Here is a 21,485-nt window from a genome sequence, read left to right on the forward strand (position 1 = left end):
GTTTGAGGGGTGGGCGTAGGGGCCTTCGTCAGTCGGTGTCGGCGTCTGTTGTTGGGTCGCGGGGTTTGACCAGGCCCGATTCGTACGCCGCTATGACCGCCTGGGCCCGGTCACGGGCGGGCAGCTTGTCGAAGATGCTGGTGATGTAGTTCTTGACCGTGGACAGGCTGATGTCCAGGGCGCGGGAGATCTCGGTGTTGTCGAGGCCGGTGGCCATCAGACGCCACACCTCCACCTCCCGGGGAGTGAGTTCGCCGAGGCGGGTGGCGGGCGCCGGCCGCGCGTCGCGGGGCGCCCGTACGAACGTGGAGATCAGCCGGGTGAGCAGCCGCGGCGCGACCGCGGCCTCGCCGGCGTGGACGGTGCGGATCGCCGCGCTCAGATCCTCCGGGGAGCTGTCCTTGGGCAGGAATCCATAGGCCCCGGCACGCAGGGCGCCCACGACGTACTCGTCGAGGTCGAAGGTGCTGAGCGCGAGGACCCGGCAGCCGGGCACGGTGGCGGCGAGTTCCGCGGTCGCGCCGACCCCGTCGAGGACGGGCATCCGGATGTCCATCACCACGACGTCCGGGCGCAGTCGGCCGGCCAGGGTCACGGCCCGCGCGCCGTCCTCGGCCTCTCCCACCACCTCGAAGGACGGGTCGGGCGAGAGGATCAGCGACAGGCCGCGCCGCACCAGCGGCTGGTCGTCCACGATGAGCACCCTGATTCTCGGCGGCGTCGGCCCGTTCCCGGTCATCGGCGCGCCCCCTCGTGCTCGCCGGCCACCTCGTCCGTCTCGTACGTCTTGTCCGCCTCGTTCGTCTTGTCCGCCTCATCCGGGGGCAGTGGCAGGTCGGCCAGCACGGTGAATCCTCCGTCGGCCCGCGGGCCGACCGTGAGGGTGCCGCCGTGCAGGGCGACGCGCTCGCGCATGCCGATGAGGCCGTAACCGCCCGAGCCCGCGGCCGACGTCCCCTCCCGCGGCGGCGCGCCCCCGCCGTCGTCGCGGACCTCGATGGTGACCCGTTCCTGGCCGTACGTCAGCTGTACGGAGGCGCGGGCGGCCCCCGCGTACTTACGGATGTTGGTGAGCGCCTCCTGGGCGATCCTGAACACCGTGAGGCCGACGGTCGGCGGCAGTGGGCGCCGCGGTCCGCGGACGACGAACTCCGTCGGCAGTCCGGCGAGGCGTGACTCGGCCACCAGGCGGCCGAGATCCTCGACGCCGGGCTGGGGCAGCGACGGCGCGGCCTCCGGTTCGTCGCCGGCCCGCAGCACGTCGAGGAGCTGGCGCATCTCGCGCAGGGCGAGCCGCCCGGAGGACTCCAGGGGTGACCAGGGCGTCCCGGACCACCTCCGGCTGCGCGAGGTTGGCGCGGGCTCCGCCGGCCATCAGCTGCATGGTGGTGATGTGGTGGGCCACGATGTCGTGCAACTCCCGTGCGATGCGGCGGCGTTCGTCGGCCACCGCGCGGTCGGCGAGGAGTTCGCGGTTGGCCGCCACCTCGCGCTGCCAGCGGTTGACCGCCAGTGCGGTGCCGACGACGATCAGGGTGGTGAGGGGCGAGGCGAGGGCGTCCTGCCAGGGCGGGATCCGGCCGCCGCTCTGGCTCAGCAGCGTCAGCGACACCGTCGCGAACGCCGCGGCCGCCGTCACCCGGCCCGGGCAGGCCCTGGCGACCGAGTACAGGGCGACCACCAGGACGGCGCCGAAGTGCCGGGGCAGCGGCACGGTCAGGGCGGCCGTCGCGTCGAGTGCCAGTACGGCGGCGAGCGCCGCCACCGGGTGCTCTCGCCGGGCGAGCAGCGGCATGGCCGCCAGCGCGACGAGGAGGAAGCCGGGCACGCTCACGACGTGCCGGCCGTCCGGATCGTTGAAGAACACGTAGCTGAGCAGGTTCAGCGCACAGGCCCCGCCGGTCACGAGTGCGTCGTTACGGGACCACGGCGGCTCGGCGCCGTCGGTGCGCAGCGGCTCCCGGGCATCGCCGTCCCCGGCGTATCGGCTCCTGGACATATCCGTTGTTCCCCCTGTGCCCCCTGCGTCCGGCCTCACGGCCCACCGGACAGGGTTGCACAGCGCCCGTCGTGGCAGCACCGGCGGCAGCGGGCCCTGGCGACCGTCCCGGTCGCGGACCCGCGTCGTGACCAGGACCAGGACCAGGACCAGGACCAGGGTCCTGGTCACGGGCCGCGACGGGACCCAGGGCCCCGGTCCGGATCATCCGCTGCCACGACGCCCGGTGGCACCTGCCGGTGATGGTCTGGGGACATGCCGGGAGCCCCCGGCAGACGTCCGACTCAAGTCCGTCCGCCGGAGGACATTTTGATCCGCGCCCTGACCGGATACTCCACCGGAAACCCGTGGAAGGTCATCGCTCTCTGGGTGGTGCTGGGTGTCGTGCTGAGCGCCCTGACGCCCGTACTGACCGCCCGTGTCACGCAGCACCGGACCGGGGACTTCCTGCCCCGCGGCTACGACTCGGCCGCCGCGCTGCACATCGCCCAGGAGCAGTTCGGCGACGACCCCGACGCCACCACGGTGACGGTGCTGGTCGCCCGCTCCGACGGCGAGACCCTCGACGCCGCCGACCGTAAGCGGATCGCGGGCGAGGCGAGGAAGCTGGCCGAGCGCCGGGTGGTCATGCCCAGGGAGGACGACCGCCCGGACTTCATGGTTCCGGACCGCTCCCAGACGCCTCGGATCGCCCCGGGGGTGACGGCGCCCGACCGAAGTTTCGAACTGCTCTCCGTACAGCTGACCGGGAACCCCTCGGACAAGGGCGTCCAGGACGTCTACCGGACCTTCCGGGACTCCGCCCGGACGCAGTTCTCCGAGGCGGGGATGCGCACCGGTTTCACCGGGAGCCTCGCCGACACCGTCGACACCACCGATGCCCACGAGACCGCCTCGAAGGTCGGGGGCGCCCTCGTCATGGGGTTCATCGTGCTGCTCAACGTGCTGGTGTTCCGCAGTGTGCTGGCGGCCCTGCTGCCGCTGCTCGCGGTCGCCGTCATCGGCGGCACGGCGGCGGGCGCCGTCGCGGGCGCCGCGCTGCTCACCGGGCGCAAGCTCGACGCGGGCACCCCGGACCTGATCAACGTGGTCCTGCTCGGCATCGGCATCGACTACCTGCTGTTCCTGCTCTTCCGCTTCCGCGAGCAGTTGCGCGACCGGCCCGGGCAGCCCGCCCGTGAGGCGGCCGAGCAGGTCTCCGGCCGGGTGGGCACCGCGATCACCTCGGCGGCGCTGACCATCGTGGCCGCGTTCGCCACGCTGGGCGTGGCGACCTTCGGGCAGTTCCGCTCGCTGGGTCCCGCGATCGCCGTCGCGGTCCTGGTGATGCTGCTCGGCAGCCTCACCCTGCTGCCCGCGCTGCTCGCGGCCGCCGGGCGCAAGATGTTCTGGCCCTCCAAGACCCTGCGCCACAAGACCGGCGAAGGCCGTGCCGCCCGCCTCGGCGCGCTGGTCACGCGACGGCCGCTGACGATGCTGGCCGCCTCCGTCGCCCTGCTCGCCGCGCTGGCAGCCGGACTGACCGGCATCCGCATGGACTACGGCCGGGCGGACTCCGGTGACCGGACCCCCGCGGCGGCCACCGCGGCCGAGATCTCCCGCGCGCTGCCGGCCGGTGTCTCCGACCCTACGAGCGTCTTCGTCACCGCCAAGGACGGCGGCACGCTCACCGTCGGCCGACTGGACGGCCTCTCCCGGGCGCTCATCCGCGTCAAGGGCGTGGGCAAGGTCGCGGAGACCGTCCTGAACAAGGACCGCCGTGCCGCCCGCATCGACCTCTACCTGACCGCCGACGCGCAAACCCAGCGAGCCCGCGACGTGGCCTCGGGACCGGTCCGGAACGCGGTCGCCCGGCACGCGCCCGCCGGGACGGCGGCACACGTGGGCGGGACGGCGGCGGTCTTCGCCGACATCTCCACCGCCGTCGACCACGACCTGAAGATCGTGTTCCCGGTCGCGGCCGCGCTGATCGCGCTGATCCTGCTGCTGCTCCTGCGCAGCCTGCTCGCGCCGCTGGCCCTGATGCTCTCCGTCGGGCTCGGCTTCGCCGCCACCCTCGGCGCGGCCACGCTGCTCTTCCAGCACGGCCTCGGCGAGCCGGGCGTCAGCTTCACCCTCCCGCTGGTGCTGTTCCTGTTCGTCGTGGCACTCGGCACCGACTACAACATCCTGATCGCCGACCGGATCCGCGAGGAGATGCGGCGACCGGGCCCGGCGCGGGCCGCGGTGGCCCGCGCGGTCCAGCACACGGCGCCGGCCATCGCGACGGCCGGGCTGGTCCTGGCCGGCTCCTTCGCCACGCTCGCCACGAGCCCCGGTCAGGAACAGGTCGCCTTCGCGATGGCGCTCGGCATCATGCTCTCCGCACTCGTCCTCTCGCTGGTCCTGGTCCCCGCCGTCGCCGCGCTCCTCGGCCGCTCCCTGTGGTGGCCGACCCGGCCTCGGCCCGCCGGGGGCGACCGAGCGGAGTCTGCGCCTGGGCCTGCGCCTGCGCCTGACAGGATGAGGACGTACTGAGGCTCTGGGGGGCGCGCAGGGACCTGGGCGCCCCCCTACGCCCCCCGCGCCACCCCCAGCCTCCCGTCCACCATCGACACCACCCGGTCCGCGACAGCGAGCCCCGCCCTGTCATGGGTGACCAGCACCGTCGCCGTCCCCCGTTCCCGCGTAAGCCCCGCCAACAGGGCAAGGACCGCGGCCCCCCGCTCGTGATCCAGCGCACTGGTCGGCTCATCGACCAGCAACACCGCGGGCCCGTTCATCAGCGCCCGCGCGATCCCGACCCGCTGCCGCTGCCCTCCGGACAGCTGATGCGGACGCCGCCCCGCCTCCCCCGCGAGCCCCACCGCGTCCAGCAACTCCCGCGCACGCCCCCGCACTTGTGCCGCCCCGGAGCGCCGCCGCCGCCCGTCCACATGCGCCATCAGCTCCAACTGCTCCACCGCCGTCAGCGAGGCCAGCAGGTTCGGCTGCTGGAAGACGATGCCCAGGCGGCGGCGCCGCAGCTCCGCCTTCTCGGACCGGCCCAGCGTCGCCGTGTCCACGCCGTCGACCACGACCCGCCCCCGCTCGGGCGTGACCAGCGTCGCCGCGACGGCGAGCAGGCTGGACTTGCCGGACCCGGAGGGCCCCACGACCGCGGTCATGGTGCCGGCGGGCACGTCGAGCCCGACGCCGTCCAGCGCGGTCAGCCGCCCCGCGCCGTCGGGATACGTGAGCGTGACGTCCTCCAGCAGCAACGACTGATGCATCTGCTTCGTCTGCTTCGTCTGCTTCGTCTGCTTCATCTGCTTCATCGAGCACTCCCCAGCGCGACCAGCGGATCGACGGCGGTGATCCGCCGCACGGAAAGACCGGCCCCGACCGTGCCCAGCGCGATCATCACCCCGGCGGGCCACAGCACGGTCGACGGTTCCAGGACGAACGGCACGTCACCGCCGCTGATGGCCCCGCCGACCGCCGCGGCGGTCCCGGTCCCCACCGCCGTACCGGCGACGAGCATCGCCACGGCCTGCCCCAGCGCGTCCCGCAGCAGATAGGGCGTGGAGGCGCCCAACGCCTTCAGGACGGCGATGTCGGCGCCCCGCTGGATCGTCCAGACGGTGAAGAACGCCCCTATGACCAGCGCGGAGATCACGAACAGGAAGCCCCGCATCAACTGCAGGGACCCGTTCTCGGCCTCGTACGAACCGATGGCGGAGAGCGCGCCGTCGAGCGACTCCGTCTCCGTCCCCGCGGCCTCGTCCCCGGCGGCGAGGTCGACGCCACCCGTCGTCCGCAGCGCGATCACCGTCGCCTCCCGCTCGTCCGCGGACGTCCCCCGGTCCCCGGACCTGTGCCCGAGCCGCTGCCACCTGTCAAGGGAGATCCACACCACGGGCGTATGGCTGTACGAGGCGTCGGACGCGACCCGCGCGACCCGTTCCCGCAGGGCCCCGCCCCCGAGCCGGACGCGGTCGCCCACGCGGGCGCCGAGATCCTCGGCGGCCTTCTCGGAGAGCACCGCCTGCCCCGGAGCGACGCCGTCCGGGGCGATCCCGGAGTCCGGCTCGACCCCGAAGACGGAGACCGCGGCCGACCGGCCGCCCGTGGTGGCGCTGAGGGTGCTGATGCCGATGGGCTGCGCGGACGTCACTCCGGGGCGCTCGGCCCACGTATCCCAGGCGCGCTGTTCGACCAGCGAGTCGGTGAAGGAGACGGACTGGCCGTCCGGTGGCGCGGCGAACGCCAGGTGGTCGGCGGGCAGCCCGGTGATGGCCGAGGTGTTCTCCCTGGCGAGCCCGGCGGTCAGCCCGGACAGCAGGCCCACGAGCAGGGTGATCAGCACGACGACGGCTCCCATCAGGGCGAACCGCCCCTTGGCGAACCGTAGGTCTCTCCATGCGACGAACATGCCCCCACCCTGCGGTGACGGTCGGGGGCCCGGCATCGCGCCACAGCACGGTTCACCCGAATCGAAGGAGGGAGGCGCGTTTCAACCTTTTGGTTGACGGGGGTGAGGGTTGCCGCCCGTACGGTGGAAGAGGCAGACCACCGGCCGCGCCACCGAGACTTGGACGAGACCCGACGCCCTTCCCATGCCGCGAACTCAAACCCACCCCCAGGCCCGCACCCGCACCCGCACCGGGAGCCGCACCCGCGTCCCCACCCCCGTAACCCTCGCCCTCCGCCTCTGCCTGCACGCCCTCCTCGCGGGGCTGCTGGCGCTCGCCGCGGTCAAGGCGCTGACGGGCGGTGGCCCCGACGGGGCGCACCCCGCCGGGGTCGTCGCGGCGGCGCTGCTCATGGCCGCCGTGTACGCGGCGGGCACGCTGAGCCCCGCCGTGGCCGGGTCGCGGCGCGCGGCGGCATGCTGGCTGGCGGCGCTGGGCGTGGCCTGGCTGGCGCTGCTGGCCCTCTCGCCGGACGGGCTGTGGGCGGCGTTCCCGCTGTACTTCCTGCAACTGCACCTGCTGCCGATCCGCTGGTCGCTGCCCGCGGTCCTCGCGACGGCGGGGGCCGCCATCGGAAGCTTCCTGGTGCACAGTTCGCAGGTCACGCCGGGCAGTTTCATCGGGCCGCTGCTCGGCGCGGCGGTGGCCGTGGCCACGGTTCTCGGGTACGAGGCGCTGTACCGGGAGAGCGAGCACCGCCGCGAGCTGATCGACGAGCTGATGGCCACGCGGGCCGAACTGGCCGCCGCGGAGCGGACCGCGGGCACGCTGGCCGAGCGTGAGCGGCTGGCGCGGGAGATCCACGACACGCTCGCGCAGGGCCTGTCGTCGATCCAGTTGCTGCTGCGGGCCGCGCAGCGGGCGCTGCCGGACGGCTCCCCGGCCGCCCCGCACATCGAGCGGGCGCGGACGGCCGCGCAGGACAATCTGGCCGAGGCCCGCCGTTTCGTACGCGCGCTCTCGCCGCCCGACCTGGAGCGCGGTTCGCTCGCCGGGGCCCTGGAGCGGCTGAGCGCGTCGAGCGCGGGGCCGCGTGTGCGGTTCTCGCTCAGCGGTACGCCGGTACAGCTGCCCACGCCGTACGAAGTGGCGCTGCTGCGCGTCGCGCAGTCCGCCCTGGCGAACACGGTGCGCCACGCGGACGCCGCCCGCGCCGAGATCACCCTGACGTTCATGGAGGGTTCGGTCACGCTGGACGTGGTGGACGACGGCCACGGCTTCACCCCGACGGCCGCCGGGACGCCGGCTGGTACGGGCCCGGACGGTGCGACCCCGGGCAACGCGGGCCCGGATGACGACCGCCGTCCAGGTGACAGCGGTGGCTTCGGGATTCCCGCGATGCGGGCCCGGGCCCGGTCGCTGGGCGGTACCTTCACCGTCGAGTCCGGGCCGGGGCAGGGCACGGCCGTGGCGATCTCGCTGCCGCTGCCCGCGCCGGCGAAGGAGGCCGCCGCGTGACGCGGGCGCCCGGGGCGACGGTACGGCTGCTGCTCGCCGACGACCATCCCGTCGTACGCGCCGGTCTGCGCGCGGTCCTCGACGCGGAGCCGGACTTCGAGATCGTCGCGGAGGCGGCGACGGCCGAGGCGGCGGTGGAACAGGCCGCGGCGACGGGACCGGACGGCGTCGCCATGGTCGACGTGGTCCTTATGGACCTCCAGTTCGGCGCCGGGATGCACGGCGCCGCCGCGACCGCCGCGATCACCGCGCGCGAGGGGGCGCCGCGGGTCCTGGTCCTCACCACGTACGACACGGACGCGGACATCCTCGCGGCGGTGGAGGCGGGCGCGGCGGGATATCTCCTGAAGGACGCTCCGCCCGAGGAGTTGGCCGCGGCGGTCCGCACCGCGGCGTCGGGCCGGTCGGCTCTCGCGCCCGCGATCGCGCACCGCCTGATGGACCGCATGCGGGCACCCGCGCAGGCGCTGAGCCGCCGGGAGCTGGAGGTGCTGCGCCTGGTGAAGGACGGCCTGTCGAACCAGCAGATCAGCAGGGAACTCTTCCTGAGCCAGGCCACGGTCAAGTCCCACCTGGTGCACATCTACGCCAAGCTCGGCGTGGACTCCCGCACGGCGGCGGTCGCGACGGCCACGACCCGCGGCCTGATCCGCAGCGGCCCCTGACTCCACCGCCTGGTACGCGACACCCCTATGCGCGCCCTATGCCTCCGAGCCTCACTCCCCCACCAACGCGAAGTCCTCCGCCCTCACCCTGCGCAGCGCCCGCCGCAGGCGTCTCGGCACCCGCGGGGACGGGACGACGAGGATCGGGCACGTGGTGCGGGCGCGGGCGTGGCGGTGGGTTCTGGTGGGGCGGGATCCGGTGGGGCGGGTGCCGAGGACGAGGAGGTCGTCCGGGCGGGAGGCCACTTCGCTCAGGGCGCTGCCCGGGCGGGCCCGGACCACGCGGCGCTCGGACTCGACGCCGGGCGGCGCACCGCCGAAGACCTCGTCGAAGGCGCGGTCGAGGCGGGCCCCGGCCTCGGCCTGCCAGTGCCGTGCCCACGCCCGGTCGGGGTGGCGCAGGTACAGCGCCTCGCCCTCCGGCGGCTCCCAGGCGATCACCGCGACGAGTACGCGCCGGCCGCGCCGCGCCTCCTCCGCGGCGACCCGCAGCGCGGCGAGGCTCGCGAGCGACCCGCTCACCCCCACGACGACGCGTCCGCTCTCCGTCCTTGCCATCCGCACCCCTCCTGGGCCAAAAAGTGGAAACCCGGCTGGCTGAAACCGGCTGAGAGGGAGTCTGTACGCTCATTGGCCTGGAGAGCAGGGCCAATACGCGGGAGTTGGCATGGCAGAGGCACGGGTGGTCCACACGGTGGACAGGAGGCTGGGCAGCCGTCAGCTGGCCGCCCTGCTGACCGGGACGGCCGGCGAGCATCCCGGCTACCGCGCGCTCGCCCACGGCGTACGCACCCTCCTGCTGGAGGGCCGTATCCCCCTGCACACCCGGCTGCCCGCCGAGCGCGAGCTGGCCGCGGCCCTCTCGGTGAGCCGGGCCACGGTCACGGCGGCGTACGACGTACTGCGCGAGGGCGGGTACGCGCGCAGCCGCCGCGGCGCGGGCACCTGGACGGAGCTGCCGGACGGGCGGCGGCCGTCCAGCGTGGCCGTGTTCGAGGCGGGTGACGGCGTGCTCGACCTCGCGGTGGCGGCGCCCGGCGCCCCGGAGGCGGAGCTGACCGCGGCGCTCGGCTCGGCGGCCGCGATGCTGGCCGAGCACGCGCCGACGCCGGGCTACCACCCGTACGGCATACCGGAGTTGAGAGCGGCCGTCGCCGAGCGTTTCACGCGGCGCGGACTGCCCACGCTCCCGGAGCAGATCCTGATCACCACGGGTGCCCAGCACGCGCTCTCGCTGACCCTCTCGCTCCTCGGCAGCCAGGGCGACCGGGTCCTGGTCGAGAACCCCTCGTACCCCAACGCCCTGGACGCGATACGCCGCGCGGGCCTGCGCGTGGTGCCCGTGCCGGTCACGGACGACGGCTGGGACAGCGGGCTCGTCGAGTCGTCGCTGCGGCAGGCGGCGCCCCGTATCGCGTACCTCGTGCCGGACTTCCAGAATCCGACCGGTGCTCTGATGCCGCGCGAGCAGCGCGTACGCATCCTGGAGACGGCCCGCGCCACGGGCACCTGGCTGCTGATCGACGAGACGATCGCCGACATCGCGCTCGACGGCCCGCCGCCCGCGCCGTTCGCGTCACTGGCGCCGCACGGCGCGGGCGAACAGGTCGTCACCGTCGGATCGTTGAGCAAGTCGCACTGGGGCGGGCTGCGCATCGGCTGGGTGCGTGCGGGCTCGAAGCTGATCACTGAACTGGCGATGGCGCGGGTGCCGGTCGACATGGCGACGCCGGTCATCGAGCAGCTGGTGGCGCTGCATCTGCTGCGGGGCATGGACGACGTGCTGCGCGCGCGGCTGCCGAGGCTGCGGGCGCAGCGGGACGCCCTCGCGGCGTCGCTGGCCCGTCATCTGCCGGAGTGGCGCTGGCGGTTGCCGCCGGGCGGGCTCTCCCTCTGGGTGGACCTGGGCCGCCCCGTCGCGTCCTCGCTGGCCCGCGCGGCGCTCGCGCACGGCGTACGGATCGAGGGCGGCTCACGCTTCGGGGCGGACCCCGGAACCCACGAACACCGCCTCCGCGTTCCGTACACCCTGCCGCCCGACCTGTCGGAACAGGCGGCGCTCCGCCTGGCGGCAGCACTGGCCGGCGACCTCCGGACACCCAACGCCGACGCGGGCCGCCGCCACTGGGTGGCATAACGACACGGACCCAACCGCCTACGTACGCGGGATATGCGGGTACGCCCTGTACGCCAGGTATGCCCCGTACGCCAGGTACGCCCGTACGCCCCGCACCACCAGGTACGCCCGTACGCCCCCCCACCACCAGGCACGCCCATACGCCACACAGCACGCACTCGGCCACCCGTGGCAGGCCGACGGCCGCCCTTGGCCCGCCCACGGCGCACCCATGGCCACCCACGGCACGCCCACCTGCCCGCAGACCCGGAACGCGCACTTCAGCACCCGCCCCGCACCCTCACCACCCGCCCCTCACACCTCACCACCCACCCCTCCCCATGCCTCAGCGCCCGCCCTGCTCCCCGAACATCTCCACCGCGCCCCGTACCGCCGCGAGCCCCGTCGCCAGCGCGCTGACGGAGCCGATCGCGCCCGCGACGAGCAGCAGGGACCGCCGCAGGCGGGGGATCTCGGGGGTGCCGCCGGACGCCATGGCCGCGAGCGCGGCCAGTTCTTCCTCGGCGATGCCCCGGTCGGCGAATTCCGCCGGATGCGCGGCGAGTTCGCGGCGCAGCCGGGCCACCGCGGCGCGCAGTTCCGCCACCCGTGGGTCCTCGTCGCCGCCCGTCACTCGCCTCTGCCCCATACTCCGCAACACAGCTCTCCCCCTCGCACGCCGCTGTACGCCGCCGTGCGCTTGTTCTCGTGCGTTTCACGCGACCCCATGCGGCGCTGGTCAGGCACCGGAGGGTCGTGGATCAGTAAACCGCTCCCGGCGCGGGATGCGCCACTTTCCGGGTGTATCCAGGAGTCATGACGACAGAGACTGAGATCGCCGGACTGCTGCTGGCCGCCGGCGGCGGCCGCCGCCTGGGCGGCCGGCCGAAGGCACTCCTGGAGCACCGGGGCCGCCCCTTGGTGGAACACGCCGTACGGGTGCTGCGCGACGCGGGCTGCACGCGCGTGCACGTGGTCCTCGGCGCCTCCTCCGACGCCGTACGCGCGCGTGCCTCGCTCCCCGGCTGCGTACTGGTCGACAACCCGGACTGGACGCAGGGCATGGGTTCCTCCCTCAGGGCCGGCCTGGCCTCGCTCCAGGACACGGACGCGACCGCCGCACTGGTCTCGCTCGTCGACCAGCCGGGGATCGGCGCGGCGGCGACGGCACGGGTGCGTGCCGCGTACCGGTCGCCGTCGACGCTCGCGGCGGCCGCGTACGAGGGGCAGCGCGGCCACCCGGTCCTCTTCGGCCGCGACCACTGGGCCGGGATCGGGACGACTGCGGTCGGCGACCGAGGGGCACGCGACTATCTGCGGGCGCACGCCGACGCGGTCACGCTGATCGAGTGCGGGGAGGTGGCGGACGCGTACGACATCGACACGGCGGAGGACTTGATCCACCTGGAGTGACCGGGGTGGCACTCAGCGCCACGTTCTGTCGATGAAAAGAATCTCGACATCAACAAACGATTGAACTTCCACCATGAGGAAACTAGTATCCACTGACCAGAAGGCCCGTTTCCTCGGACGGGGCCCCGCAGCCGTACCCCGGCTCCTGTGGCACTCAGTGCCATCGTGTCTGCCCGGCGGCTCGCCCGGCACCGTCCGCGCAGCTCTCTGAAGGAAGTGACAGCTCATGTCCGCACTAGCGCCGTCGCCGCTGGCCATCGTCGACGCAGAGCCCCTGCCCCGGCAGGAAGAGGTGCTCACCGACGCGGCCCTCGCCTTTGTGGCCGAGCTGCACCGGTTGTTCACGCCCCGGCGTGACGAACTCCTCGCACGGCGGGCCGAGCGCCGCGCCGAGATCGCCGCCACCTCCACGCTGGACTTCCTGCCGGAGACCGCCGCGATCCGCGAGGACGACTCCTGGAAGGTAGCCCCGGCCCCGGCCGCGCTGAACGACCGGCGCGTGGAGATCACGGGCCCGACCGACCGCAAGATGACCATCAACGCCCTGAACTCGGGCGCCAAGGTCTGGCTCGCCGACTTCGAGGACGCCTCCGCGCCCACCTGGGAGAACGTGGTCCTCGGCCAGCTCAACCTCACCGACGCCTACGAGCGCCGCATCGACTTCACCGACGAGCGCACGGGCAAGTCGTACGCCCTCAAGGACGCCGACGAGCTCGCCACGGTCGTCATGCGCCCGCGCGGCTGGCACCTGGACGAGCGCCACCTCCAGTTCGAGGGCCGCGCCGTCCCCGGCGCGCTCGTCGACTTCGGCCTGTACTTCTTCCACAACGCCAAGCGGCTCATCGAGCTCGGCAAGGGCCCGTACTTCTACCTCCCGAAGACGGAGTCGTACCTGGAGGCGCGCCTCTGGAACGACATCTTCGTCTTCGCCCAGGACTACGTCGGCATCCCGCAGGGCACGGTCCGCGCGACCGTCCTCATCGAGACGATCACCGCCGCGTACCAGATGGAGGAGATCCTCTACGAGTTGCGCGACCACGCCTCGGGCCTGAACGCCGGCCGCTGGGACTACCTCTTCTCCATCGTCAAGAACTTCCGCGACGGCGGCGAGAAGTTCGTCCTGCCGGACCGCAATCTGGTGACGATGACCGCCCCGTTCATGCGCGCGTACACCGAACTCCTCGTCCGCACCTGCCACAAGCGCGGCGCGCACGCGATCGGCGGCATGGCGGCGTTCATCCCGTCCCGCAAGGACGCGGAGGTCAACAAGGTCGCGTTCGAGAAGGTCAAGAACGACAAGGACCGCGAGGCCGGCGACGGCTTCGACGGCTCGTGGGTGGCGCACCCGGACCTGGTCCCGATCGCCATGAAGTCCTTCGACGCGGTCCTGGGCGACAAGCCGAACCAGAAGGACCGCCTGCGCGAGGACGTGCGGGTCGCGCCCGAGGACCTGATCGCCATCGACTCCCTCGACGCGAAGCCCACGTACGACGGCCTGGTCAACGCCGTCCAGGTCGGCATCCGTTACATCGAGGCGTGGCTGCGGGGCCTCGGCGCCGTCGCCATCTTCAACCTCATGGAGGACGCCGCCACCGCCGAGATCTCGCGCTCGCAGATCTGGCAGTGGATCAACGCGGGCGTCGTCTTCGAGAACGGCCGGCGGGCGACCGCCGACCTCGCCCGCGAGGTGGCGGCGCGGGAACTGGACGCGATCCGCGCCGAGATCGGCGACGAGGCGTTCGCGGCGGGCAAGTGGCAGCAGGCCCACGACCTCCTCCTCCAGGTCTCCCTGGACGAGGACTACGCGGACTTCCTCACCCTCCCGGCGTACGAGCGGCTGCGCTGACTTTCTTCGCACGTACGTTCATGACAAGGCCCCCGGCACCGCACAGCGCCGGGGGCTTCGTCCGTGTCGGAGAGGCGCCCCGTCAGAGGCGCGCCCCTCAGGGGCGCGGGGAACTGCGCGACCAGCCACGGCCGACCCGCACGACCCGGAACACACAGGCGGCAGCGGCGGCGGCGCGGTCAGCCAAGATGCGCCGACCAGTCCTGCGCAGCCGAAGGCTTCCCGTGCAGATCGGGAACGCGCTTGAGCCAATCAGGCCGCCCCTTCTCCGTGGCGGCGGCCCGCCGCGCGTCGGCCGCCGCCAGCTCCCCCCGGCTGGGGAAGTCGGTCGGCAGCCAGACCGCCGAGGACCGCGCGCGGGCCAGCAGATAGCCGACGTACGCCTCACGCACCTCGTCCGGCGAGGCGAACCCGGGCTCGTCGGCGAGCCAGGCGTCGGGCACGAGGGCGACGATCTCGCGGAGCACGGACTCCGTGACGAGCGGCGCCAGTTCCGCGTCGGCGGCGACCGTGTCGGGGCCGTAGCCGCCGAGGGCGTGGTGGCGGAAGTCGTACGTCTTGTCGGGTGCGGACGCGCCCCAGCGGTGGTGGAAGACGAGGGCCGCGCCGTGGTCGATGAGCCACAGTTTCGGCGGCCGGGTGCCGAAGGTGGGCCAGACCATGAGGTTCGAACTGTGCACCGTACGGTCGACGTTGGCCGTGAGCGCGTCGAGCCAGACGATCTTGCCGGCCTCCAGCGGTTCCACATCGACGGCGTCCGGCGTGAAGTCCTTCGCCCCCGGCAGGAGATCCATGCCGAGATTGAGCCCCGCGCTGGCGTGCAGCAGGTCCCGCACCTCCTGGTGCGGCTCGTCGACGGCGACCGCGGGGTCGAAATGAACGAGAACCAGCTCGGGAAAGCGCAGCCCGAGCCGCCGCGCCAACTCCCCGACAACGATCTCGGCGACCAGAGCCTTGCGCCCCTGGGCGGACCCGGTGAACTTCACGACGTACGTACCGAGATCGTCGGCCTCGACGACACCGGGGACGGAGCCGCCGGTGCGCAGGGGCTCGATGTAGCGGGTCGCGGTGACCTCTCTCAGCATTTTCTCAGGCCACCCACTTCATCGCGCCTCCGGCATGGAAGTGAGCATAGTAACCGGGGTGATCGCAGCGAGGTGGCGAGCAACAAGGAGCCCTTCCTCTCCAACGGCGGTGATGGAACCGTCACGCGGGTCGACGAACTCGCCGTGCAGCCTCCGGCCGCGCCACGAGCAGGCGTGCACTACATGTCGCGCGCTCACTTCCGATGCCCTTCCCGCACGCCTGCCGACAGCGGTCGGCAGGCGCTTACGGTGAGGGCCGACCGAACGCTGTGACGGCGAGAAGCCGGTAGGCGCCCGATGCCCACACGAGTTGCGCGTCTCATCGAAACTCTTCTGCTGCACAGCTGGAAGCCTTCTCCACAGGGCGCCGCACAGAAGGAAGACCCATATGGCAAGCTCGCCCGAAACAACCTTCACCGTCATGGACCACATCTTGAACCGCCTGCGCGGTCTGGGAGTGCGGCACCTGTTCGGCATGGCGGGTGACTACAACCTCGCGGTGCTCGACCGTGTGCTCGCTCACCCGGGCGTGGACTGGGTAGGATCCGCGAGCGAACTTGGCGCGGCCTACGCGGCTGACGGTTACGGACGCACCCGTGGCTTCGGTGCGCTGCTCACCACATTCGGTGTGGGTGAACTGAGCGCGATAAACGGTGTGGCCGGCAGTTATGCCGAGCGTGTTCCGGTATTGCACATCGCTGTCGGACCCACTCAGGCCACCGAGCGAGCCGGTTCCTTGGTCCATCACACCATGATGGACGGCGACTTCGATCGGTTCGCCCGCGCGCACCGGCATGTGGTGTGTGCTGACGCCGTGCTGCGACCGGACAACGCCGTGGCCGAGATCGACCGAGTACTGACTACCTGTCTTCGTGAGAGCCGCCCCGGTTATGTCAGGCTGCCCCGCGATGTTGCCCTGGGCCCAGCATCACCGCACGTGGCGCCGCTTCTCCCCGATGAACCGACCGCCGCACAGGACAGCTTGGAGGCCTTCCGTGCCGCAGCTCGGGCGCGGCTCGCAGCAGCGGACAAGGTGGCGGTACTGGCCGACTTTCTCGTCGACCGGTTCAAGGCCCGTACCGAACTCGCTCGTCTCCTCGCGGCCGGTTCCTTCCCCCACGCGACTCTGGCGTCGGGAAAAACCGTCGTCGATGAAAGTTCTCCCCACTTCCTGGGTGTGTACGGCGGGGCTATGAGCGAACCCCAGGTTCGGGATGTCATCGACGGCGCCGACCTGCTGATCCGCGCGGGAGTGTTGCTCACCGACCTCACCACGGGCAAGTTCACGCATCGCTTCGACCCTGAGGAAGGCATCGACCTCGGTATCACGGTCGCGAAAGTGGACGGGACGGCTTTCCCGGACGTGTCACTGGCTACGGCACTGAACGCGCTCACGGAGTTGGTCGGCGACCGCCCGCCGTCCCCGGAGCCCCCGGTCGGTTCTGCATGCCAACCGCTGGCTTCGCTGGCGCATTTGGCGGACGACGCCTCGACCATGGTCAAAGAGACAGCCACCGCCCTCACACGAAAGTTATGCCCGCCGAGCTTCGTGCCGCTGACCCAGTCCTATCTGTGGAAGGCGGTAGGTGCCGCCGTTCAGCCTGGCTACACCGTGATCGCCGATGACGGTACGTGCCTTCTGGGCATCATCGCCCGTCGCTTCCCTTCGGGCGCCCGGTTTATCGGGCAGCCGTTGTGGGCCTCCATCGGCTACTCCCTCCCCGCGCTGCTGGGGGCACAGCTCGCTGATCCCTCACGGCGCGGGCTACTGCTCATCGGCGACGGTGCGGCGCAGCTCACCGTGCAGGAACTGGGCACTATCGGCCGCCATCGCCTCAACCCGATCGTGGTGCTGGTCGACAACGACGGCTACACCATTGAGCGGATCACCCATGGTCTGCGGGCTGAGTACAACGAGATCGCCAACTGGCGCTGGTCCCAGATTCCGGCGGCCCTCGGCGTGCCCCATCCACTCGTGTTGAGCGCTCGTACGCCGGCCGATCTCGACCGCGCGCTTTCCCAGGCCAAGGCCACCACCGACCGTCTCGTCCTGATTGAGGCGTTCACCGGTAAGGACGACGTCCCTCAGGCCATCAAGAACATAATCGTCAACAGACCTGACAGGGCGCGGTGGGTGCCCTGAGGAAGCCATTGAGCAGCCGCCCACCGGCCATCCCAAAACTCCACAGGAGATGTAACCGGTTCATCGCAACGGCGGCGGTCTGATAGGGGCCGGTCCGGATGTGCGCGCCTGCTGCACGGCGACCTGTACCCGGTCGGCCCTTCCAGACCGAGAATGCGCGTGTCGGCACACCCGCTCCTTTGGACACCGACCTGCCACGAACCGAGACCGGTCCGCACCATTTCGGACCACGACGGCGAAGACCGGCATGAGCGCCGACCGGACGAGGAGACAGATCCGATGAGTCAGTGTGGCAGCGAGCCCTACGCCTATGATGACGAGGACTCGGATTCCGGCACCTCCTGGCCGGCCCAGGTGCTGCGGCGCAGCTGCCCGGCGTGGCTCCACCATCTGCTCTCTGGAGACCAGTGGGCCCCAGGTCCTGGCGACACACGCTTTGACGATCCGGTCTGGAGGTCCAACCCGTATTACCGGGGCCTGCACCGCACTTACTGGGCATGGCAGCAACTGGCCTTGGGCGCAGCCGAAACCCCGTACTTGCCGGCATGGCGTCGCCAGCAGGTGCAGTTCCTCGCCCAGTTGTTTACCGATGCCCTGGCTCCCGCAAATTTTCTGCCGGGGAATCCGGTTGTGCTCCGCCGTGCCGTGGAAACCCATGGCGCAAGCCTGGTTCGCGGCGCGGGTAACTTCCTGGACGACCTGGTACATCGTCGAGGACGCCCGACCAAGACGCTGCCCGGCACCTACCGCCTGGGCAAAGACCTGGCCGCCACTCCCGGCAGGGTCGTATACCGCAACGACCTGATGGAAGTGCTCCAGTACGAGCCTCAGACCACTGAGGTCCACCAGGTGCCTTTGCTGCTGGTCCCTGCATGGGTGAACAAGTTCTACATATTTGACTTGGCCCCCGACCGCAGTATTGCCGAGTGGGCGGTACGCAAAGGCTTCACGGTGTTCGCCGTCAGTTTCCGCGACCCAGGGCCCGAGCAAGCCGGCTTCGGACTTGACGATTACTTCCTGCGTGCCCCGCTGCGCGCCTTGGATATCGTGCAGGAGATCACAACGGCGCCCAAGGTTCACCTGGTGGGAGCATGCGCCGGCGGGATACTCACGGCGGCGACGGCGGCCTGGTGTGCGCTGGAAGGCGAGGAAAGGGTGGCATCGCTGACCTTTCTCATGTCCGCCCTGGATTTTACGGCCGGGGCCGGAAACGAGAAGTCACCGGCCGCGGAGATCGGCCTCATGGCTCGCTTCCTCTCCGACAGCAAGGGGATCGTCGAGGGCGAGAAGATCGGTCTCATGTTCGATCTGCTGCGCTCCACGGACAACATATGGAAACCCCTCGTATCTGGTTGGCTGATGGGCGAGAGACCGCCCCCCTTCGACATCTGGGCGTGGAGCGAAGATGGAATCGGCGTGCCCCGCGTGTTGCTGGAGCAGACGGTGAACATCGCGGCAGATAACACACTGGCTCGCGCCCTACTACGAATTGACGAGAGAACCATTGACATTTCCACAGTCACACAGGATTCCTTTGTCGTGGCTGGCATGCGCGACCACATCATTCCCTGGGAGACGGTGTACAAGAGTGCCCAGCTGCTCGGTGGTGACGTCGCATTCCACCTGGTCCCGTCGGGGCACGCGGGAAGCATCATCAGTCCGCCGCGCCCCAGAGCCGCATACCGCACCAGCCAGGGTGAATTGCCCGCGGACCCCCAGGAATGGTTGGCCGGTTCCGCACCGCGGCACGAGTCCTGGTGGTCGGCGTGGTCCCGGTGGCTCGCTCCCCGTTCAGGCCCGCGCATCCCCAGCCGGACGATGGGCAGCGACCAGCACCCGGCTGAGGCGTCGGCACCCGGTCGCTACGTGCGGTCTCGGTGATCGTGGCAGGGGCGGCGTCCCGACCCGCCGAGCGCCCTCCGACGCGGCTTCCCACCGCTGTCCGACCGTCCGTACCGTTCCGGCCTGTCGTCTCCCGCGACGGGTACATGCCGACGGTCCATCCGTCCGAGGCAGGAGGACGCCATGCACCTTCACACCACAAAGAACGTCGGCGCACTGCGCGTGTCATCTCTCGCGTTAGGAGGCAACGTATTCGGCTGGACGGCCGACGAAGCCCAGTCCTTCGAGGTCCTCGACGCGTACGTGGCGGCCGGAGGTAACTTCATCGACACTGCCGATGTCTATTCCGCTTGGGCGAAGGGGCACGTCGGAGGCGAATCAGAGAGCATCATCGGCAGGTGGATGACCGTTCGCAGGAATCGGTCGCAGATCGTTGTCGCTTCCAAGGTGGGAGCCCATCCGCGGCTCGAGGGACTGTCCGCCGCCACCATCAGCAAGGCGGTGGAGGCATCACTCAAACGCTTGCGCACCGATTACCTCGACCTGTACTACACCCATGTCGATGACGAGACGGTCGACGTGAGTGAGTTCATGACCGCGTTGCACAGCCTGGTGAAGGCCGGGAAGGTGCGTGAGCTAGGCGCCTCCAACATGTCCCCTTCTCGGCTCAAGGAGGCGTTGGCGTTCTGTGCACACGGAGATATTGCAGGCTTTTCCGTGATTCAACCGCACTACAACCTGATGGTCCGGGAGCATTACGAGGGCAGGCTGGCTGACGTGGTTTCCCAGCATGGCTTGGTCGTTGTACCGTACTTTGCCCTCGCCAAGGGGTTCCTGACCGGCAAGTACCGGCGTGGAGAACGCGTCGAAAGCATTCGGAGTCGACAGGCTGCCCGATACCTCGACACCTCCAGGGGCCAGAGGGTACTCGCCGCTCTCGACGACATCGCCGCTGCCCATCACGTGGGTCAAGCCGCCGTCGCGCTTGCCTGGCTGGCCGCTCAGCCGACCGTTGTTGCACCACTGGCCAGCGCCCGGACTGTCGAACAGCTTCAGGCTCAACTGCGCTTCGCACAGCTCGCTTTGACCAGGGGCGAGCTGGACGCCCTGACGGCGGCATCGGCCTGAAAGTCAGTTACTTCGGCTCGTTCCCGTCGTGGTGGCCGGCCGGCAGCAGCGGCACGGGCCGGTCACAACATCGCCTTGAGGAGAAGCAGCATGACTGCTTTCACTGTCAGGACGCCGATCATCGCCTCCGACTCGACTTCTCTCAAGCACGAGCAGGTCATGCTCGTGCAAGATGCCGCCTCGGGCTTGAAGGCCGTTATCGCTATTCACTCCACATCGCCGGGTCCGGCCCTGGGAGGTACACGTTTCAAGGTGTACGGCAGCGACGAAGAGGCCGTCCGGGACGCGTTGAATCTGTCTCGCGGGATGTCGTACAAGAACGCCCTGGCAGGCTTGGACTTCGGCGGCGGCAAGGCCGTCATCATCGGGGATCCGGCGAAGGCCAGATCAGAGGAGCTGCTACTGGCCTACGGAAGGTTCGTAGCCTCCCTGGGCGGCCGGTACATAACCGCCTGCGACGTTGGCACTTCCGTAGCAGACATGGATGTGATCGCGCGGGTGTGCCGGTGGACGATAAGTCGCTCACCGGAGATCGGCGGCGCGGGAGACCCCTCGGTCCCCACGGCCGTGGGTGTGCTCCAAGGGATGCGGGCGGCTGCTCTCCATCGGTGGGGAACTCCCAGCCTCCGAGGCCGGACGGTTGGCATCGCCGGGGTGGGAAAAGTTGGCTACCTTCTCGCGCAGCACCTCTTTGAGGAGGGAGCCCGCTTGGTCGTCACCGATGTACGGAAGGGTCCGATACGTCGTGTGGTCGAGAAATTCCCTTACATCACTGTCGTGGACGACACCGAATCGCTGATTCGATTCAAAGGGCTGGATGTCTATGCTCCCTGCGCGCTGGGCGGAGTCCTGGACGAAGCTGTCGTCCCAGTGATCACGGCCGAGGTGGTGTGTGGGTCGGCCAATAACCAGCTAACCCATTCAAAGGTGGAGCAACGTCTGGCGGACCGTGGAATTCTGTACGTTCCAGATTACGTCGTCAACGCCGGCGGCGTGATACAGGCCGCCGGGGAACTGTATGGGCTCACGTCCCGCGAGAGCGCGATGAAGGTGGAACGCGTCTTCGACACCACACTGACGGTCTTGCAACAGGCCGAGGCAGACGGCGTCCTGCCGGGCGTCGCCGCCGACCTCATCGCGGAACGACGCATCATCGCCTCGGCGAACGCACGGGCGGAGAACCGGAAGTCGGCTGAGCCGTCCAGAACCACCTATGGGCCATAACGAGCATCCAGGGAGGATGAGACGCAAGTGTGGAAAATCCCAGAAAACGGTGAGCCGACTGGCTTTTTATGGCAGAAGGAAAATCCCTTCCTACGTGAAATAGAATGGCCGTCACACGTTTCCGTATCAGGCA

General features: G+C 70.6%; 18 protein-coding genes. 10 read left to right on the forward strand and 8 right to left on the reverse strand.

All coding sequences use genetic code 11. The features are described 5' to 3' along the window. Positions 1–28: 28 nt before the first annotated feature. From ACWDZ7_RS32710 to ACWDZ7_RS32720, 3 genes are read right to left on the reverse strand one after another with little or no spacing between them, the layout of a single operon-like run. Positions 29–739 (reverse strand): response regulator, encoded by a 711-nt coding sequence (locus ACWDZ7_RS32710; protein ID WP_451802040.1) that lies wholly within the window; start codon positions 737–739, stop codon positions 29–31. Then, positions 736–1,098, reverse strand: a complete 363-nt coding sequence (locus ACWDZ7_RS32715; RefSeq protein ID WP_451802041.1) for a sensor histidine kinase — start codon at positions 1,096–1,098, stop codon at positions 736–738. The genes ACWDZ7_RS32710 and ACWDZ7_RS32715 overlap by 4 nt, the downstream gene beginning before the upstream one ends. Next, positions 1,058–1,999, reverse strand: a complete 942-nt coding sequence (locus ACWDZ7_RS32720) for a histidine kinase (protein WP_451802043.1) — start codon at positions 1,997–1,999, stop codon at positions 1,058–1,060. Before ACWDZ7_RS32720 ends, ACWDZ7_RS32715 begins: the two co-directional genes overlap by 41 nt. Positions 2,000–2,308: 309 nt before the next feature. Between ACWDZ7_RS32720 and ACWDZ7_RS32725 the strand changes: the two genes are divergently transcribed. Then, positions 2,309–4,516, forward strand: coding sequence for an MMPL family transporter (locus tag ACWDZ7_RS32725; RefSeq protein ID WP_451802045.1), 2,208 nt, complete (start codon positions 2,309–2,311; stop codon positions 4,514–4,516). A gap of 35 nt (positions 4,517–4,551) precedes the next feature. On the opposite strand, the gene ACWDZ7_RS32730 is transcribed toward ACWDZ7_RS32725, so the two are convergent. Together ACWDZ7_RS32730 and ACWDZ7_RS32735 are read right to left on the reverse strand one after the other, a co-directional pair. Beyond that, complete coding sequence (locus ACWDZ7_RS32730) at positions 4,552–5,295, reverse strand: ABC transporter ATP-binding protein (RefSeq protein ID WP_451802047.1); 744 nt, start codon at positions 5,293–5,295, stop codon at positions 4,552–4,554. Next, entirely contained in the window at positions 5,292–6,392 is a 1,101-nt protein-coding gene (locus ACWDZ7_RS32735; protein WP_451802048.1) for an ABC transporter permease, read from the reverse strand. Before ACWDZ7_RS32735 ends, ACWDZ7_RS32730 begins: the two co-directional genes overlap by 4 nt. Positions 6,393–6,576: 184 nt before the next feature. Between ACWDZ7_RS32735 and ACWDZ7_RS32740 the strand changes: the two genes are divergently transcribed. Next, the gene (locus ACWDZ7_RS32740; RefSeq protein ID WP_451802050.1) at positions 6,577–7,890 is read left to right on the forward strand and encodes a sensor histidine kinase; all 1,314 of its coding nucleotides are present in this window, start codon (positions 6,577–6,579) and stop codon (positions 7,888–7,890) included. Beyond that, positions 7,887–8,555 (forward strand): response regulator, encoded by a 669-nt coding sequence (locus ACWDZ7_RS32745; RefSeq protein ID WP_451802052.1) that lies wholly within the window; start codon positions 7,887–7,889, stop codon positions 8,553–8,555. The genes ACWDZ7_RS32740 and ACWDZ7_RS32745 overlap by 4 nt, the downstream gene beginning before the upstream one ends. A gap of 51 nt (positions 8,556–8,606) precedes the next feature. On the opposite strand, the gene ACWDZ7_RS32750 is transcribed toward ACWDZ7_RS32745, so the two are convergent. Beyond that, positions 8,607–9,113 (reverse strand): universal stress protein, encoded by a 507-nt coding sequence (locus tag ACWDZ7_RS32750; RefSeq protein ID WP_451802053.1) that lies wholly within the window; start codon positions 9,111–9,113, stop codon positions 8,607–8,609. A gap of 109 nt (positions 9,114–9,222) precedes the next feature. Here ACWDZ7_RS32750 and yczR point away from each other — a divergent pair, with 109 nt between their 5' ends. Then, positions 9,223–10,692 (forward strand): MocR-like transcription factor YczR, encoded by a 1,470-nt coding sequence (gene yczR / locus ACWDZ7_RS32755; protein ID WP_451802054.1) that lies wholly within the window; start codon positions 9,223–9,225, stop codon positions 10,690–10,692. A 325-nt stretch (positions 10,693–11,017) separates the two neighbouring features. Here the strand turns inward: yczR and ACWDZ7_RS32760 are convergent, their stop codons facing one another. Further along, entirely contained in the window at positions 11,018–11,332 is a 315-nt protein-coding gene (locus tag ACWDZ7_RS32760; protein WP_451517631.1) for a DUF5955 family protein, read from the reverse strand. 155 nt (positions 11,333–11,487) lie between these two features. Between ACWDZ7_RS32760 and ACWDZ7_RS32765 the strand changes: the two genes are divergently transcribed. Both ACWDZ7_RS32765 and aceB read left to right on the forward strand, forming a co-directional pair. Beyond that, positions 11,488–12,084 (forward strand): nucleotidyltransferase family protein, encoded by a 597-nt coding sequence (locus ACWDZ7_RS32765; RefSeq protein WP_451802056.1) that lies wholly within the window; start codon positions 11,488–11,490, stop codon positions 12,082–12,084. 226 nt (positions 12,085–12,310) lie between these two features. Further along, a complete protein-coding gene (gene aceB, locus ACWDZ7_RS32770; protein WP_451802057.1) occupies positions 12,311–13,930 on the forward strand; it encodes a malate synthase A in 1,620 nt (539 codons plus the stop codon). 179 nt (positions 13,931–14,109) lie between these two features. Here the strand turns inward: aceB and ACWDZ7_RS32775 are convergent, their stop codons facing one another. Next, the gene (locus ACWDZ7_RS32775) at positions 14,110–15,015 is read right to left on the reverse strand and encodes a HipA family kinase (RefSeq protein ID WP_451802058.1); all 906 of its coding nucleotides are present in this window, start codon (positions 15,013–15,015) and stop codon (positions 14,110–14,112) included. A gap of 388 nt (positions 15,016–15,403) precedes the next feature. On the opposite strand from ACWDZ7_RS32775, the gene ACWDZ7_RS32780 reads away from it, so the two are divergent. The 4 genes from ACWDZ7_RS32780 to ACWDZ7_RS32795 all read left to right on the forward strand — a co-directional run bounded on the left by ACWDZ7_RS32780 (position 15,404) and on the right by ACWDZ7_RS32795 (position 21,352). Further along, positions 15,404–17,158, forward strand: coding sequence for an alpha-keto acid decarboxylase family protein (locus tag ACWDZ7_RS32780; RefSeq protein WP_451802059.1), 1,755 nt, complete (start codon positions 15,404–15,406; stop codon positions 17,156–17,158). A 279-nt stretch (positions 17,159–17,437) separates the two neighbouring features. Continuing rightward, entirely contained in the window at positions 17,438–19,039 is a 1,602-nt protein-coding gene (locus ACWDZ7_RS32785; protein WP_451802060.1) for a PHA/PHB synthase family protein, read from the forward strand. A gap of 144 nt (positions 19,040–19,183) precedes the next feature. Continuing rightward, positions 19,184–20,128, forward strand: coding sequence for an aldo/keto reductase (locus ACWDZ7_RS32790; protein WP_451802061.1), 945 nt, complete (start codon positions 19,184–19,186; stop codon positions 20,126–20,128). A 90-nt stretch (positions 20,129–20,218) separates the two neighbouring features. Further along, the gene (locus ACWDZ7_RS32795) at positions 20,219–21,352 is read left to right on the forward strand and encodes a Leu/Phe/Val dehydrogenase (protein WP_451802063.1); all 1,134 of its coding nucleotides are present in this window, start codon (positions 20,219–20,221) and stop codon (positions 21,350–21,352) included. Positions 21,353–21,485: the final 133 nt, after the last annotated feature.

The sequence above is a fragment of the Streptomyces sp. NPDC003032 genome, from assembly GCF_053591415.1.

Excerpts from the sequence above, each read along its gene's own strand:
- ACWDZ7_RS32710 (WP_451802040.1), bottom strand. The coding sequence starts at position 739 with ATGACCGGGAACGGGCCGACGCCGCCGAGAATCAGGGTGCTCATCGTG.
- ACWDZ7_RS32720 (WP_451802043.1), bottom strand. The coding sequence starts at position 1,999 with ATGTCCAGGAGCCGATACGCCGGGGACGGCGATGCCCGGGAGCCGCTG.
- ACWDZ7_RS32730 (WP_451802047.1), bottom strand. The coding sequence starts at position 5,295 with ATGAAGCAGATGAAGCAGACGAAGCAGACGAAGCAGACGAAGCAGATG.
- ACWDZ7_RS32735 (WP_451802048.1), bottom strand. The coding sequence starts at position 6,392 with ATGTTCGTCGCATGGAGAGACCTACGGTTCGCCAAGGGGCGGTTCGCC.
- ACWDZ7_RS32740 (WP_451802050.1), top strand. The coding sequence starts at position 6,577 with ATGCCGCGAACTCAAACCCACCCCCAGGCCCGCACCCGCACCCGCACC.
- ACWDZ7_RS32750 (WP_451802053.1), bottom strand. The coding sequence starts at position 9,113 with ATGGCAAGGACGGAGAGCGGACGCGTCGTCGTGGGGGTGAGCGGGTCG.
- yczR (WP_451802054.1), top strand. The coding sequence starts at position 9,223 with ATGGCAGAGGCACGGGTGGTCCACACGGTGGACAGGAGGCTGGGCAGC.
- ACWDZ7_RS32765 (WP_451802056.1), top strand. The coding sequence starts at position 11,488 with ATGACGACAGAGACTGAGATCGCCGGACTGCTGCTGGCCGCCGGCGGC.
- aceB (WP_451802057.1), top strand. The coding sequence starts at position 12,311 with ATGTCCGCACTAGCGCCGTCGCCGCTGGCCATCGTCGACGCAGAGCCC.
- ACWDZ7_RS32775 (WP_451802058.1), bottom strand. The coding sequence starts at position 15,015 with ATGCTGAGAGAGGTCACCGCGACCCGCTACATCGAGCCCCTGCGCACC.
- ACWDZ7_RS32780 (WP_451802059.1), top strand. The coding sequence starts at position 15,404 with ATGGCAAGCTCGCCCGAAACAACCTTCACCGTCATGGACCACATCTTG.
- ACWDZ7_RS32785 (WP_451802060.1), top strand. The coding sequence starts at position 17,438 with ATGAGTCAGTGTGGCAGCGAGCCCTACGCCTATGATGACGAGGACTCG.
- ACWDZ7_RS32790 (WP_451802061.1), top strand. The coding sequence starts at position 19,184 with ATGCACCTTCACACCACAAAGAACGTCGGCGCACTGCGCGTGTCATCT.
- ACWDZ7_RS32795 (WP_451802063.1), top strand. The coding sequence starts at position 20,219 with ATGACTGCTTTCACTGTCAGGACGCCGATCATCGCCTCCGACTCGACT.